This is a genomic window from Streptomyces sp. NPDC107654 (assembly GCF_055639035.1).
The window spans coordinates 81,839-95,732 of record NZ_JBVKBI010000011.1 but is presented as its reverse complement, the minus strand read 5'-3'; the positions used below and the strand labels follow the sequence as shown (position 1 = coordinate 95,732).

Here is a 13,894-nt window from a genome sequence, read left to right as displayed (position 1 = left end):
CGTCAATCCTCGGTGTCTGCCGCCCGGCTGGAGGCGGGCGGCCTGGTCACTGGGTGTTCGGGTCCCGCTCCAGCAGCGGGGCCGCGTCGGAGAGTACCCCGGTGATCCGGTCGAGCGTCGCGGAGTCCCGTTCCACGGCCTCCAGGACCGGGCCCGCGGCCGTGTTCCAGCGGCGGGCCACTCCCGCCGGGTCCTCGCCGGTCAACAGCCCGGCCGCCTGTGCCGCCGCGCCCAGGGCGACCAGTTCCCTGGCCTCCGGCACCTGGACGGGCCGGCCCGACAGCCGGCGCACCGTCTGCTGCCAGGCCGTCCCCTGGGCCCCTCCGCCGATCAGGAGCAGCGGGGTGCCGCGGTCCGCGTCCTCGTCGAGGACCAGGTCGAGGGCGCCGAGCAGTGCGTGCACCGCGCCGTCGTAGGCCGCCTGCAGCAGCTGGCCGGCGGTGGTGTCGTGGCGCAGCCCGTGCAGCAGTCCGGAGGCGTGCGGCAGGTTCGGGGTGCGCTCGCCGTCCAGGTACGGCAGGAGGGTCACCGAGCCGCCGGGTTCCACGGCCTCCCGGTCCAGGCCCAGCAGGGCGGCGACGCGGTCCACCGCGAGGGTGCAGTTCAGGGTGCAGGCGAGCGGCAGCCAGTCCCCGCGCGCGTCGGCGAAGCCCGCCACTGTGCCGGTCGGGTCGGTGGGGCGGCGCCTGGAGACGGCGTAGACGGTACCGGAGGTGCCGAGGCTCAGCACCGGGGTGCCGGGCCTGAGGCCGAGGCCCAGCGCCGCCGCCGCGTTGTCGCCGGTGCCCGGAGCCACCAGCGTGCCCTTGGAGAACGGCAGGTCGTGGCTGTCGCGTACGGTGCCGGCGACCTCGCCGGGCCGCACCACCCGGGGCAGCAGCGCCGGGTCGAGTCCGACGTGCGCGAGGGTCTCCTCGTCGTACGCCTCCGTCCCGGACGCCCACCAGCCGGTGCCGGAGGCATCGCCGCGGTCGGTCGTGCCCTGCCCGGTCAGGCGCTCGGTGAGGTAGTCGTGGGGGAGGCGTACCGCCCGGGTCGCGCGCACCGCCTCCGGCTCGTGCTCGGCGAGCCACGCCCACTTGGTCACCGTGAAGGACGCCCCGGGCACGCTGCCGGTGCGTTCGGCCCAGGCCTTCGGGCCGCCCAGCTCCTCCACCAGACGGCGGGCCTGCGGTGCCGAGCGGACGTCGTTCCACAGCAGCGCCGGACGTACCGGCTCGCCGTGCTCGTCGAGGGTGACCAGGCCGTGCTGCTGGCCGCCGATCGACACCGCCGCCGCCTCGTGCGCCGCGTCACCGCACTGGCGCAGTGCCGCGCACAGGGCGTCCCACCACTGACGCGGATCACTCTCACGGCCCGCTCCGGAGGTCACGGAGTGCGGGGCCTGGCCGCTCGCCACCACCTGACCGGTGGTCGCGTCGACGACCAGCGCCTTTGTGGACTGGGTGGACGTGTCCACCCCGACGACGAGCGGACCCTCGGCTGCTGACATCGGGCTCTCCCTCTTCCGCGGCTCCGCGGGACGTGCGGTGGGCTGTCGAAGACACCTTGCTGTCGAAGACATCTTGTCTCTTCCCAGCGGTGCGTCCGCATACTAATTTGTAAACCGCCATGACGAATAGTCGTACGCAGCAAGGAGCCACGGCATGAGCTACCAGCCCACCCCCGAGGACAGGTTCACCTTCGGCCTGTGGACCGTCGGCTGGCAGGGAAGGGACCCGTTCGGCGACGCCACCCGCCGTGCCCTCGACCCGGTCGAGACGGTGCAGCGCCTGGCCGGGCTCGGCGCCCACGGAGTGACCTTCCACGACGACGACCTGATCCCCTTCGGCTCCTCGGACACCGAGCGCGAGTCGCACGTCAAGCGGTTCCGGCAGGCCCTGGACGCCGCCGGCATGACCGTCCCGATGGCCACCACCAACCTCTTCACCCACCCCGTCTTCAAGGACGGCGCGTTCACCGCCAACGACCGCGACGTGCGTCGTTACGCCCTGCGCAAGACGATCCGCAACATCGACCTGGCGGCCGAGCTCGGCGCCAGGACGTACGTCGCGTGGGGTGGTCGCGAGGGCGCCGAGTCCGGGGCCGCCAAGGACGTACGAGACGCCCTGGACCGGATGAAGGAGGCCTTCGACCTGCTGGGCGAGTACGTCGTCTCCCAGGGGTACGACCTGCGGTTCGCCATCGAGCCCAAGCCGAACGAGCCCCGCGGCGACATCCTGCTGCCCACCGTCGGGCACGCGCTGGCCTTCATCGAACGCCTGGAGCGGCCCGAGCTGTACGGCGTCAACCCGGAGGTCGGCCACGAGCAGATGGCCGGCCTGAACTTCCCGCACGGCATCGCGCAGGCCCTGTGGGCGGGCAAGCTCTTCCACATCGACCTCAACGGCCAGTCCGGGATCAAATACGACCAGGACCTGCGGTTCGGCGCGGGCGACCTGCGGGCCGCCTTCTGGCTCGTCGACCTCCTGGAGAGCGCCGGTTACGAAGGGCCCCGCCACTTCGACTTCAAGCCGCCGCGGACCGAGGACCTCGACGGCGTATGGGCCTCCGCGGCCGGCTGCATGCGCAACTACCTCATTCTCAAAGAGCGTTCGGCCGCCTTCCGCGCGGACCCGGAGGTGCAGGAGGCGCTGCGCGCCTCAAGACTCGACGAGCTGGCCCAGCCGACCGCGGCCGACGGCCTGCAGGCCCTGCTCTCCGACCGCGCGGCCTTCGAGGACTTCGACGTCGAGGCGGCCGCCGCGCGCGGCATGGCCTTCGAACGCCTCGACCAGCTGGCGATGGACCACCTGCTGGGGGCGCGGGGCTGACCGCACGCGCGCGTGGCGGGCGAAACGTCCCCACGCGCGCGGTAGGAGGCGGAAGCGGAGGGCATGTACATGCTCCCAGTTTCTTGATCATGCTTGAATTCACCCCGCGTTCACATCCGCGCACAGGTGCGGAGCGTTCACAAGGGATCAAGCATGATCAAGCGAATACGGCTGGTGCTGGCGGCGGTGCTCACCGCCGTCGGCGCCGTTGTGACGCTGGCCGCACCGTCAGCCGCGGCCGACACCGCGGTGCCCCCGTCGTCCGCGGGCCAGCGGTGGGCGCTGAAGGTCGACGGCTACTACGTGTCCGTCTCCGCGGGGCCGAACGGTGACATGAAACTGAGGGCCGACCCGGACGCCACCGAGGCCAAGGGGTGGGAGTTGTTCACCCTGCACACCGACTATGTGGCGGAGGTGAAGAAGTACGGGACGACGGTCAGCTTCCGCTCCGAGGCCACGGGCAACTACGTCACGGCGGAGGACGACGCCAGCGGGTCCCTGCTGCGCACCCGGGGGACGGCCACCGGATCCTGGGAACGCTTCAAGCTGACGCCGCTGTCCGGCGGCGCGTTCGGACTGCTGGCCCACAACGGCAAGTACGTGGCCGCGGAACTCGGCAGCTACCCCGACTACGGACTGCTGCGCGCGCGGACGTCCGTCTCCGATCCCGCCGGCCTCGGTTCCTGGGAGCGCTTCACCCTGGAGCGGATCGGCCCGGAGGGCGCCTACACCGCGAACATGCCCGCGCCCACCGCCCAGGCGCCGCGGGCGCGCGACGTCGTCTCCTGGAACGTCTGCGCCAACAACAACCCCGACCCCGACTGCGATCTGGAGTACGCCCCGCCCGCGACCGTAGCGGACGACGTCTCTGCCGCTCTCCACGCCGCCATGGGCACCCGGCGGCCTGACGCGATCTTCTTCCAGGAAATCTGCGAGAAGTCCGCGAAACCCCTGGAGCTGAAACTCGAAAGCTGGGCCGGCCCCTTGGACGTGCGGTTCATGCCGACGTACTACAAGGTGGCCACCGCATCCGACGGCACGGTCGTCCGAGCCCAGAAGAACTGCTCGGACGGCACCGACCACGTCGACCGAGGAGCCTTCGGCATCGCCCTTGCCGTGCCTGACAGCAACACCTGGTACCAGGGCACCGTCCTGCCGTCACCGAACGGCAAGGAGCAGCGCCCCATGCTCTGCGCGGTCGTGCCGGCCGAGGGATCCGCGTACTGCAACGCCCACTTCAGCAGCGGTCCCTACACCGACGCCAACGGCAACCCGGCCGGCGACGACACCGACCCCGACAACCCCGTCCGCCCCAAGCAGGCCGCGACGATGCGCGAGAACGTCGACACCCTCACGGCCGGCGGTTACACCACGTACTACGGCGGCGATCTCAACACCACCACGAAGGACGTCGGCTACCTCGACAGCCTCTACCTCGCCCACCAGGAGTGCGGGCAGCCGACTCCCACCTCACCGCACACCGGCGCCGCCACGGACGGCGGCAACAAGATCGACTACATCTTCGGCCCGCAGGGACGCACGTACGCGTGCCGAGTCGTCGACGGCGGTCTGTCCGACCACAGAATGATCAATCTGACGACCTCCTGACCCGTCTCATCGGGGGGCGCCGGTTCGGTGGGTTGTCGGTTCGGTGAGTTGTGGTCCGGAGGGTTGTCGGTCCGGTGGATCGTCTGGCCGGTCGGCCGTCCGTCCGATCGGCCCTCTGCTCGGTCGGCCGTCCGTCCGGTAGGCCGTCCGTCCGGGCGGTGCGGCCCGCCGGACCCGATCACAGCTTCCCGGGCAGGCGGACGTACACCACCGTCGTCCGGACCCCGCTGTCGACCAGGCGGCCCTGGGCGTCGAAGGCGCCCGCCCCGTCGGTCATCCCGAAGTCGTCGTCGTTGACGAGCGCGAGCGTGTCGTGGTCCACGCGCGCGATGCCCTCGATCTTCCCGGGCACCCCGGCGACCTCGCCCAGGTCCACCACGAGCCGCTTGGACAGCACCGGCACCCCCGCGGTCGCCGGGTCGGCCAGCCGCTCCATCGAGGGCGACGTCGTGTCGTCGTCCCACGGACCGCCGAGGATGTCGGACCTGTCGCGCAGCCTGACCAGCTGCAAGCGAGCCGCCCTGTCGGTGCGCTCCTCGACGGGCAGCCGGTCGCGGCCGACCGCCACCACCGACGAGATCTTCAGCTCGGAGATGTCGTCCTCGCCCGGGTCGACCACGCCGACGGGGTCGAAGCGGTAGGCGCACTCGGCCGTGACGGCCTTCTCACGCGGCGAGAAGCGCAGCAGACGCGTGGTGCGCGAGACATCCCCGGCGTCCGCGTCCGGCAGCGACAGCGGGCTCTGCAGGGCCATCACCTGATCACCGCCGGGAAGCCGCGCCAGCCCCTCGAACCCGCGGTTCGTCCTGCGGCGCAGCGGAATCGACGGCAGCGCCTCCACCACCGGGTAGTCCGCGCCGGTCAGAGCCGGCCCCTTGGGCACATAGCGAGTGAGCACCCGCCCGCGCGCGGAGACGTGCACGAGGGACAGCCCGTACTCGTCGACGAGCCACGAACTGCCGTCCCCGGCTCGCACGATGCTCTCGGTGTCCGGGCCGTTCGGGTCGTAGGACAGCGGCGTGCCCGCGTCGTAGGTGTACGGCGCCTCGTCCCGGCCCTTCTGGTTCGGCAGCCCGGTGACGGCCTTTCCGGAGGAGGCTCAGCGCGATCGCGTCCATGACCTCGACCGTGTCCCCGGAGACCCGGATCCTGACGATCGCGGGGTCGAATCCCGGCACCGGGAAGGTCCGGCGCTTCTTGCCGTCCACCTCGATCCGGCCGTTGGGGCCGCGGTCGGTCACCGTCCAGTACTCGCCCCTGCGTTCCGCCGGGTAGATGTCGCTGCCGATGCCGCCGAGCTTCACCCCGTGGTCGTCGGCCACGCTGCCGGGCAGCACGCGTTGCTGAACGCGCCCAGCGGAACCTCGCTGAGGGTCGCCGTACGGACGACGCGGGCGTCCCCGGACGGTGCCGCCACGGCCGTTCCCGCGGCCACCAGGGCGGCGGCCAGGGCCAGGGGAAGCCCCGTGGCGAGGGTACGGGGGACGCGGCGCCGTCCGGCGGCGTGCGGTGACTTCGGGCCTCCGGAGACAACGTCGTGGGCTGCGGCCACCCTTGGCTCCTCGGAGGAACGCCGTACGACGGTCGGGTGAACGGCCGGCGTCCGCCGTTCATCGGCTCGAGCCGGTCCCTGATGGCGGCCGGTCAGGATCGCCGAGGCTCGGCCGTGCCGGGCCGCGCCGAGGCCAGTGCGGTCGCGGGATCGGGATCCGCCCCGCCCGACGGCACCCACTGGCCTCCCTCCTCGCGATACGGCCACCAGTGACCCTCACCGTCGAGCCTCAGCTGAACGCCTTCCTCCGCGACGGTCCACCGGTTGCCGCCGCGGTGGAACACCGGCCGCTCGTCCGCCTCCCAGGCCCCTTCCAGAGCCGCACGCGCGCGTGCGAGCGCCGCGCCCTCCATCTCCCGCTCCCCGTCGAGCACGGTCAGCGCCACCGCACCCCCGAGCCGCCAGGCGCGCACGGCCGCCGAGAGCCCGTCAGGGCCACGTCCCGACCCGATGGCGAGCCGCTCTGCGGCGTCGGGGGGAGTCGGCCCACAGGCGAGCCGTACGGCGTCCTGAGCGGCCGTCAGGCAGTCCTCCGCCTGCACGCCGCCGCCCAGGATCGCGGCCAGCAGCCGGGAGGCCTGCACAGCGGTGCGGCCGGCCAGGTGCTCCAGCGCCGCAACGTCGATTCCGGGCGCCGGCACGGAGCCGGTGGTGAGGGACGGCGGCGTGCCGGGCGCCCGCGGAAGCCCGGGCACCTCCGGCAGGGGCGGCAGGATGTCGCCGGCCGCCCACGCCTCGGCCGCGTCGACTCCGTCGGCCGCGGGCGTCACCGCGGACGGCTCGGCGGCGCCGCGGACGTGCAGCTCCGTCAGGAAGGCGTCTTCCTCCCGCCCCCGCAACAGCAGCAGCAGGAACGGGTCCTCGTCCAGCAGCCGGGCCACCTGGATGCACAGCGCCGCCGTGTGTCCGCAGTGGTCCCAGGCCTCGCAGTCGCACTCCGGTTCCAGGTCGCCGATGCCCGGCAGGAGTTCGATCCCGGCCAGCGCCGCGTCCTCGACCAGATGCGGCGGAAGCTCCCGGTCGAGCAGCGCGGCCATGTGTCCGGACCGCTCCACCACGAGATCCTGGAACCGCGCCCACTCCCCGTCGGACAGCTCCGGCAGCAGGACGTCGGCCCGGTGGGCCGCACCTGCGGGGTCGCGCACGACGGCCGTGACCCGGCCAGGGCGCACGGTCACCGCGCCGACACCGCCCGCGCGCGCGAGCCGGCGTCCCGTCTTGACCGCCGCCGTCTCCAGGGCCGCGTCCTCCAGCGCCTGCAGCCAGCCGCGCCCCCACCAGCTCTGCGCGATTGCCCGCCCGCGCGCGGGCGGCAGCGCTGCGAACGTCCGCTCCGCCCGGCCGTCCCCGTCATGGTCCCCGTCGTGGTCGTGAGTCATCGTGCCTCCCCGCGCAGTTCCACCAGTGCGGCCAGTTCCTCGTTCGACAGCTCCGTCAGAGCCGCCTCGCCGGTGCCGAGCACGGCGTCGGCCAGCTCCCGCTTGCGGCCCAGCATCTCCGCGATGCGGTCCTCCAGGGTCCCCTCCGTGATCAGCCGGTGCACCTGGACGGGACGGGTCTGCCCGATGCGGTACGCACGGTCGGTGGCCTGTGCCTCCACCGCCGGGTTCCACCAGCGGTCGTAGTGCACGACGTGCTCGGCGCGGGTGAGGTTCAAGCCCGTTCCGGCGGCCTTCAGCGACAGCAGGAACACCGGCGCCTCGCCCGCCTGGAAGCGCCGTACCAGGGCCTCCCGCTGGGCGACCGGCGTTCCGCCGTGCAGGAGCAGCGACGGCACCCCGCGGTCCGCCAGATGCCGTTCGAGCAGCCGGGCCATGCGCACGTACTGGGTGAAGACCAGCACGCCCGAACCCTCCGCGAGGATGGTGCCGAGCAGTTCGTCCAGCAGCTCCAGCTTCCCCGAGCGCCCCGCGAGCCGCGTATTCTCCTCTCTCAGGAACTGCGCCGGGTGGTTGCAGATCTGCTTCAGGCCGGTCAGCAACCGCACGATCAGGCCCCGCCGTTCCATGTTGCCGGCGGCCGCAATCCGGTCCAGCGTCTGGCGCACCAACGCCTCGTACAGCCCCGCCTGTTCCGAGGTGAGCGCCACCGGGTGATCGGTTTCGGTCTTCGGTGGAAGCTCGGGGGCGATACCCGGGTCGGACTTGCGCCGACGCAGCAGAAACGGTTCGACCAGCCGGGCGAGCCGTTGTGCGGCGACGGGGTCCCGGCCGCCCTCGACGGGCTGCGCGTAGCGCGCGCGGAATTCGCCGAGCCCGCCGAGCAGGCCCGGGGTCGACCAGTCGAGGATCGCCCACAGCTCCGTGAGGTTGTTCTCCACCGGAGTACCGGTGAGCGCCACGCGCGCGCGTGAGCCGATCGTGCGCAGAGCCCGCGCGGTCGCGGAGTAAGGGTTCTTCACGTGCTGGGCCTCGTCGGCCACGAGCATCCCCCAGGAGACACCGGCCAGCCGCGCGGCGTCCATGCGCATCGTCCCGTACGTCGTGAGGACGAACTCCCCGTCCGCCGGAGACCCGAGCGCGCGCCCTGCTCCGTGGAACCGGCGCACCGGCGTGCCGGGAGCGAACCGCTCGATCTCGCGCTGCCAGTTGCCGAGCAGCGAGGCCGGGCAGACGACGAGCGTGGGTCCGGCCGCCGAGGTGTCCGTCTGTCGGTGCAGGTGCAGTGCGATCAAGGTGATCGTCTTGCCGAGACCCATGTCGTCGGCCAGGCAGCAGCCCAGACCGAGGGATGTGGTCCGGGCCAGCCAGTCGAGGCCCCGCAGCTGGTAGTCCCGCAGGGTCGCGGCCAGGCCCGGTGGCTGCCCGACAGGGTCCGCCGGCTCACCGACCCTGAGCCGTTCCCGCAGACCCGCCAGCCAGCCGGTGGGCCGTACGTCCACCTGTCGGCCGTCGACCTCCGCCGAACCCGTCAGCGCCGCGGCCAGCGCCTCGACGGGAGCGAGGGTGCGGTCCCGCTCCGACCGGGCGCGCTTCGCCTCCCGCGGATCGACCAGGGCCCACCCGTCGCGCAGCCGCACCAGAGGACGCCTGGCCTCCGCCAGCCGGTCCAGCTCGTTCCGTGACAACTCCCGCCCGCCCAGGTCGAACCACCAGCGGAACGAGACCCCCGCGTCCGCGGAGAGGTACGACGGCGCGGTTGCCACACTGGGCGAGGCGGCGCCGTCGTCCGCTGGGCCGATGGCCGCGTGCGCGGTCAGGCCGCGCACCAGGCGCTTGGGCCAGTGCACATCGACTCCCACGGTGGCCAGCGCCCGCGCGCCCTCGCCCAGCAGGTCGGCCAGTTCCTCGTCGGCCACGTCCATGGCGTCGGGCACGGCGGCGGACAGCAGAGGCGCCAACGGCGGCCAGGCCCGGGCGGCGCGGCGCAGCGCCAGCAACGCGTCGGCACGCGCGCGGGGAGCGGACGCCACGTGCCCGGCCTCCGCACCGGTCCACAGGCCGGCGGCATCCATGACGTCCCCCGAACCGCTCTGGCCGTGCACCTGGAGCACAGCGCGGAAGCGGACCGGGGCGCCGTCCCCGGGCGTGACGCAGTCGAGACCGGAGGCCTCCACGCGCAGCGACAGCCGCACCCCCGCGTCATGCCCGGCGGCGATGTCGTCGGCCCACGCCCGCAGCACCGGCAGACGCTGCGGCTCGGGCGCCGCGTACGCGGGGCCGCCGGTCAGCAGCGGGGCGGCGGGGGAACGGGGGAGCACGTCGGCGACCGCGTCGAGGAAGGCCAGCAGCAGCCGCTGCGGGTCGGGCAGCAGCAGCGGCCCGTCTCCCGGGAGCGGCACCGCGTGTGCCTCCGGAGGCATGGCCGCGGCGAGTTCCCTGACCAGCTCGGCGTCCCCGGCGGACAGCGGGCCCACGCGCCAGGCGTCGTGGTCGCCCGGGGACAGGCCCGGCAGGAGCAGACCCCGCGCCAGGAAGGTCAGGCCCAGTTCGTACGCGGTCCGCCAGAAGGCAGCGGCCCGCTGTTCTCCCGGCAGCGCACGCGCCCGCGTGAGAAGCGGAAGGGCAGTGCGGACCGGGAGCAGGAGCACGGGCAGCGGGACGCGTTCGACGCCGCCGTCCGCAGCGGGCACCGCGAACTCCAGATCGGCCGGTGAGCCGTCCGCACATGCGGGCGGGGTTCCGCCGTCCGGTCTCCAGAAACCGATCCGGCCCTCCCGCGCCGGGTCGGACGGGAGGAAAACGACGGAGCAGCGGGCCAGTTCGGACGGGTCGGGGGGTGGTGCCGAGGGAATGGTCTGCACTGCTCTACCGCACTCCTCAAACTTGACTACTCGACCGGAGTCGCCGAGGGTACAGCACGAAGTCCCCCACCACTGTTGAGCGTTGGGGCCGGGCGAGGGGGACACGGGCGGACGCCCAGCTTCCGGATACCTGGGTCACGCCGGGCCGGGGCGACCGGCCGGAGCCGTGAGGAAGAGACCACACGCCTGCCCGGCGCGACGAGAACACGGCCCTGCAACCGTGCCAGACGGGCGGATGTTCGCGCGCTCGCGGCCTGTGCCAGGTCGGCTGCGCGATCCGCACGGCCGGCCGGTCTCCCGGCGCGAGCGCCTGGGAGTGCGGTCCGGTCCGGTGCGGTGGTGGTCGTTCGCCGCGCGACCGGCGCAGGGCGGGATCCTCCGGAGGCCACCGCCGCCCGGCTTCCTGGGCCCGTCCCGGACCGTCGGCGCAGCGCAGCCGGCGCCCCGGCCCGTGCGTCTCCGACCTGGCCCCGCCTCCGGCCTCGCCCCTCGGGCGGAACCCCTACGGGCAGGCCTCAGGGATGTCTCAGGGTGGGGACCCGGAACCGCGGCTCGCGGCAGGCCGTTCTCAGATCAGGAAGCGGCGGTGGCCGCGGAGGAGGCGACGCTCGTGTCCATGAATTCCAAGATCACCGCAGGAGCCACGGCGGCCGGGCTGATCCTGCTGGTATGGCTGACCGGCTGGGTGGCCCTCCTGCTCATCGTGGGAGTCCCACTGGTGGCGTACCTCGCGCTGGACCCCTCACAACGCCGCCGGCTGCGCCGGGCCGGACGCAAGCAGATCGGCCGCTGAGGCGCCGCCCCGGGACGTGCGGGCCGGCCGTGCGGGCGATGCGGACCGCGCCCTGTCCTGGGGCGCGACGCGCGCGGTACGGCTCCTGGAGCGGCACGGGAGGCTTCGCCCGGTCGCTCCGGCTCACAGGGGCCGTACGGCCAGCTTGTCGAGCGCGTCCAGCAGTCCCGGCAGCTCAGGGCCCCGGCCCACCGGCAGGACCTCACCGGGTTCCTCGTCGAGCAGGACGAACGCGATGTCGTCGGTACGGGCCACGATCGACCAGCCGGGACCGTCGGCGCGCAGGGTGCGAGCCTCGCCCGGGGCGAACGACGAACGCACCCGACCGAGCGGCGGAGGCGAGTCGACGTAGGCGCGCGCCTCCGCGAGCACCCGGCGGACACCGCTGTGGCCGCCGGACGCAGCGCGCTCGGTCCCCTCCGCGGCCTTTGGTGCCGACCCGGCGACCTGTGCGGCCTTCACCGGCTCACCCGGCGCGGGGAAGTCGGCGTCATCGATCTGCTCCCGCCAGGCCGCCCACTGCAACGCGATCTCGTCGGCGCCCAGCCGACGCTGGGCCGGTCCCCAGGACGCGGTGTCCGGAGGGCTCAGCGCCGGCCGGTCCGCCTCCTCGGCAGGCGGGTCGTGCGGAGCCGGTACGCCCGGTGCCGCCACAGCGACGGCCAGGGGCCACCCCGGCAGGGCGGTCACGACCGCACTCTCGTCCGGTGACAGCTCGTACTCCATGCCGCAGTCCCAGGAGGCGATCGCCACGGCGACCAGCGAGACGTCGTCGATGACGACCGTCCAGCGAGCGCCGTCCCCGTCCTGGCCCAGCACCAGGCCGTACCCGTCGGCGCGCGGCGCGAGGTCCAGCGCCGCACACGCCTCCGGGTAGTCGTCGCCCAGCACGCTCGGAAACTGCGCCGGCGTCAGCAGCACCGCCGTCAGCACGTACAGCGCATCGTCCGCGGCGGCGACGGCCTCATCGTCCGTCCCGGCCATCCCTGCCTCCCCAGTGGTCGTCCATCGGCGCGCACCCTAGTGCGAGCGGAGCCCGCTTGTCACGACCGCGCGCACCACGCGGAGCTGCAGGTTTCCACCTGGACAGGGGCGAAACGGCCACATCTGGAGAGGAGAGTTCCGCTCATGCGGCGGGCAGTCCGAGAAGGGCCCGGGCGACCTCGTCGGGCGACTCGTCCCGCTGCCGGGCCAGCGCCACCACCGCCCGGCAGGCCAGCTCGCTCACGCCGAAGGAGAGCGCCTCCGGCGACACCCAGGCCGCCGCCTCCTCGATCCGGTCCTGGTCGTCCTCCGCCCGGGCGGCCACATAGACCGCCGCGGCTTCGAACAAGTTGTGCGCGCGCCGCTCCGAAGCACCCACGGGGCGTGCGGGTTCGGAGGTGCGGAGCCTGCCTGCGTACCTGCGGATCGTGTCGAACACACCGATCACCTTCTCCCCGGACGAAGTCACCACTGATCGCCCATCTGCTGCTTCACAACGTAGAGTTGGAGATCCGGTATCAGAAGGGGGACGACGCGGTGAAGCGGTTCGAGCAGCTGGACCGGATCCGCCGGCTGGACCCGGTGGCGGACGCGCTGGAGATCTACCGGATCAGCGTGGCGTACGAGTTTCCCTGGGACTACACCCGGGCCCTGGAACTGGCGCTGTACCGCACCTACGCGGTGCCCGGCATCGGCCGGCTGCTCGCGCGGACGGCGGAGCTGACCGAGCACACGCAGAAGCGGTACGACGACACCGTGCTGCTTCTCGACACCGTCGTGGAACACGGCTTCACCGCGGAGCAGGGACGCACCGCCATCCGCCGCATCAATCAGATGCACCGCAGCTACGACATCAGCGACGACGACATGCGGTACGTGCTGAGCACGTTCGTGGTGATGCCCCGGCGCTGGATCGACGCCTACGGCTGGCGTCGGCTGTCCCCCCGCACGTACGCGGAGTTCGAAGCCCTGCTCGACAGCTACGAGGAAGCCCACTTCGGCTGGGACGAGGAGGCCCGGCGTGTCTCCGACGCCACCCTGGACCTGATGGCCTCCTGGTACCCGCGTCCGCTCGCACCGGTACTGCGGACGGCGACGCTCGCCCTGCTCGACGAGCCGCTGCTGCGCGCGTTCCGCTACGCGCGCCCCGGCGCCGCCACCTCCGCGCTGGTGCGCCGCGCCGTGCGGACGCGCGGCCGGCTCGTCCGGCTGCTGCCGCCGCGCCGCAGCCCGCATTTCGCCCGCCAGAACTGGGAGATCAAGGGCTACCCGAACGGCTACCGCGTAGCCGACCTGGGCACCCGGCCCGTCCCCGGGCTGCGCGGCTGCCCGGTGCGGCACCGGGACGTCTCAGCGGCCGACCCCGTCGAGTGACGCCAGGGTGTCGCGCAGCCAGGCCAGTTCGGCCCGGCTCGTGGCACGCGCGATGGTGAGGACACCGCGCCGGAACGGATCGTCCAGCTCCTCGGCGGAGAGCGGCCGGTCGCCCTCGTAGAAGAAGCTCGCCGGCTCCTCCAGGAAGGCCAGCCGGCGCCGCAGCACGGCCGCCTGTGCGGCGGGGTCCGCCAGGTGCCGCAGGAACGCCAGCAGTGTGAACCAGTGGTTCTCGTCGGTGATCTCGCGCTGTGCGGGCTCGGCCAGCCGGCGCTTCAACTCGCGTCCGCCCTCCTCGGTCAGCCGCAGCACATGGCGCGGCGCGGCGACGGCACCGGGCTCGGTCGCCCGTACCAGCAGGCCGGCCTTCTCCAACCGCTTGATCGCCGGGTACAGCGTGCTCTCGGCGACCGGGCGCACATGTCCGGTGAGCGCCGCGATGTGGCGCCGCAGGACGTAGCCGTGCAGCGGGGCGTCGTACAGGAAACCGAGGATGGCGAGTTCGAGCATGACCGCATTGTCCAACA

Annotated in this window: 10 protein-coding genes and 1 pseudogene; 4 read left to right on the top strand and 7 right to left on the bottom strand. The window is 73.1% G+C overall.

Annotated elements, in window-relative coordinates:
- Positions 1-46 precede the first annotated feature (46 nt).
- A complete protein-coding gene (gene xylB / locus ACZ7N4_RS20960; RefSeq protein ID WP_471359823.1) occupies positions 47-1,492 on the bottom strand; it encodes a xylulokinase in 1,446 nt (481 codons plus the stop codon).
- Between the two features lie 154 nt (positions 1,493-1,646).
- On the opposite strand from xylB, the gene xylA reads away from it, so the two are divergent.
- Positions 1,647-2,813 carry a xylose isomerase gene (gene xylA / locus ACZ7N4_RS20955; protein ID WP_471359822.1) on the top strand — a complete coding sequence of 389 codons (1,167 nt, stop codon included), beginning with the start codon at positions 1,647-1,649 and terminating at the stop codon, positions 2,811-2,813.
- Positions 2,814-2,966: 153 nt separating this feature from the next.
- Entirely contained in the window at positions 2,967-4,421 is a 1,455-nt protein-coding gene (locus ACZ7N4_RS20950; protein ID WP_471359821.1) for a fascin domain-containing protein, read from the top strand.
- A gap of 178 nt (positions 4,422-4,599) precedes the next feature.
- Here ACZ7N4_RS20950 and ACZ7N4_RS20945 read toward each other — a convergent pair.
- The 3 genes and pseudogenes from ACZ7N4_RS20945 to ACZ7N4_RS20935 form a co-directional block, all read right to left on the bottom strand.
- Positions 4,600-5,973: pseudogene (locus tag ACZ7N4_RS20945) on the bottom strand (esterase-like activity of phytase family protein).
- A gap of 92 nt (positions 5,974-6,065) precedes the next feature.
- The gene (locus tag ACZ7N4_RS20940) at positions 6,066-7,352 is read right to left on the bottom strand and encodes an SWIM zinc finger family protein (RefSeq protein ID WP_471359820.1); all 1,287 of its coding nucleotides are present in this window, start codon (positions 7,350-7,352) and stop codon (positions 6,066-6,068) included.
- Positions 7,349-10,216, bottom strand: a complete 2,868-nt coding sequence (locus ACZ7N4_RS20935) for a DEAD/DEAH box helicase (RefSeq protein ID WP_471359819.1) — start codon at positions 10,214-10,216, stop codon at positions 7,349-7,351. Before ACZ7N4_RS20935 ends, ACZ7N4_RS20940 begins: the two co-directional genes overlap by 4 nt.
- Positions 10,217-10,826: 610 nt before the next feature.
- On the opposite strand from ACZ7N4_RS20935, the gene ACZ7N4_RS20930 reads away from it, so the two are divergent.
- Positions 10,827-11,009 carry a hypothetical protein gene (locus tag ACZ7N4_RS20930; protein WP_471359818.1) on the top strand — a complete coding sequence of 61 codons (183 nt, stop codon included), beginning with the start codon at positions 10,827-10,829 and terminating at the stop codon, positions 11,007-11,009.
- 123 nt (positions 11,010-11,132) lie between these two features.
- Here ACZ7N4_RS20930 and ACZ7N4_RS20925 read toward each other — a convergent pair whose 3' ends face one another.
- Both ACZ7N4_RS20925 and ACZ7N4_RS20920 read right to left on the bottom strand, forming a co-directional pair.
- Positions 11,133-11,993, bottom strand: a complete 861-nt coding sequence (locus tag ACZ7N4_RS20925; protein WP_471359817.1) for a hypothetical protein — start codon at positions 11,991-11,993, stop codon at positions 11,133-11,135.
- A 142-nt stretch (positions 11,994-12,135) separates the two neighbouring features.
- Positions 12,136-12,432 carry a hypothetical protein gene (locus ACZ7N4_RS20920; RefSeq protein ID WP_471359816.1) on the bottom strand — a complete coding sequence of 99 codons (297 nt, stop codon included), beginning with the start codon at positions 12,430-12,432 and terminating at the stop codon, positions 12,136-12,138.
- A 98-nt stretch (positions 12,433-12,530) separates the two neighbouring features.
- On the opposite strand from ACZ7N4_RS20920, the gene ACZ7N4_RS20915 reads away from it, so the two are divergent.
- On the top strand, positions 12,531-13,367 hold the full coding sequence (locus ACZ7N4_RS20915; RefSeq protein ID WP_471360028.1) for an oxygenase MpaB family protein: 837 nt from the start codon (positions 12,531-12,533) through the stop codon (positions 13,365-13,367).
- Here the strand turns inward: ACZ7N4_RS20915 and ACZ7N4_RS20910 are convergent.
- Positions 13,344-13,877, bottom strand: coding sequence for a PadR family transcriptional regulator (locus tag ACZ7N4_RS20910; RefSeq protein ID WP_467926294.1), 534 nt, complete (start codon positions 13,875-13,877; stop codon positions 13,344-13,346). The two genes, ACZ7N4_RS20915 and ACZ7N4_RS20910, sit on opposite strands and share 24 nt — an antisense overlap.
- Positions 13,878-13,894 lie beyond the last annotated feature (17 nt).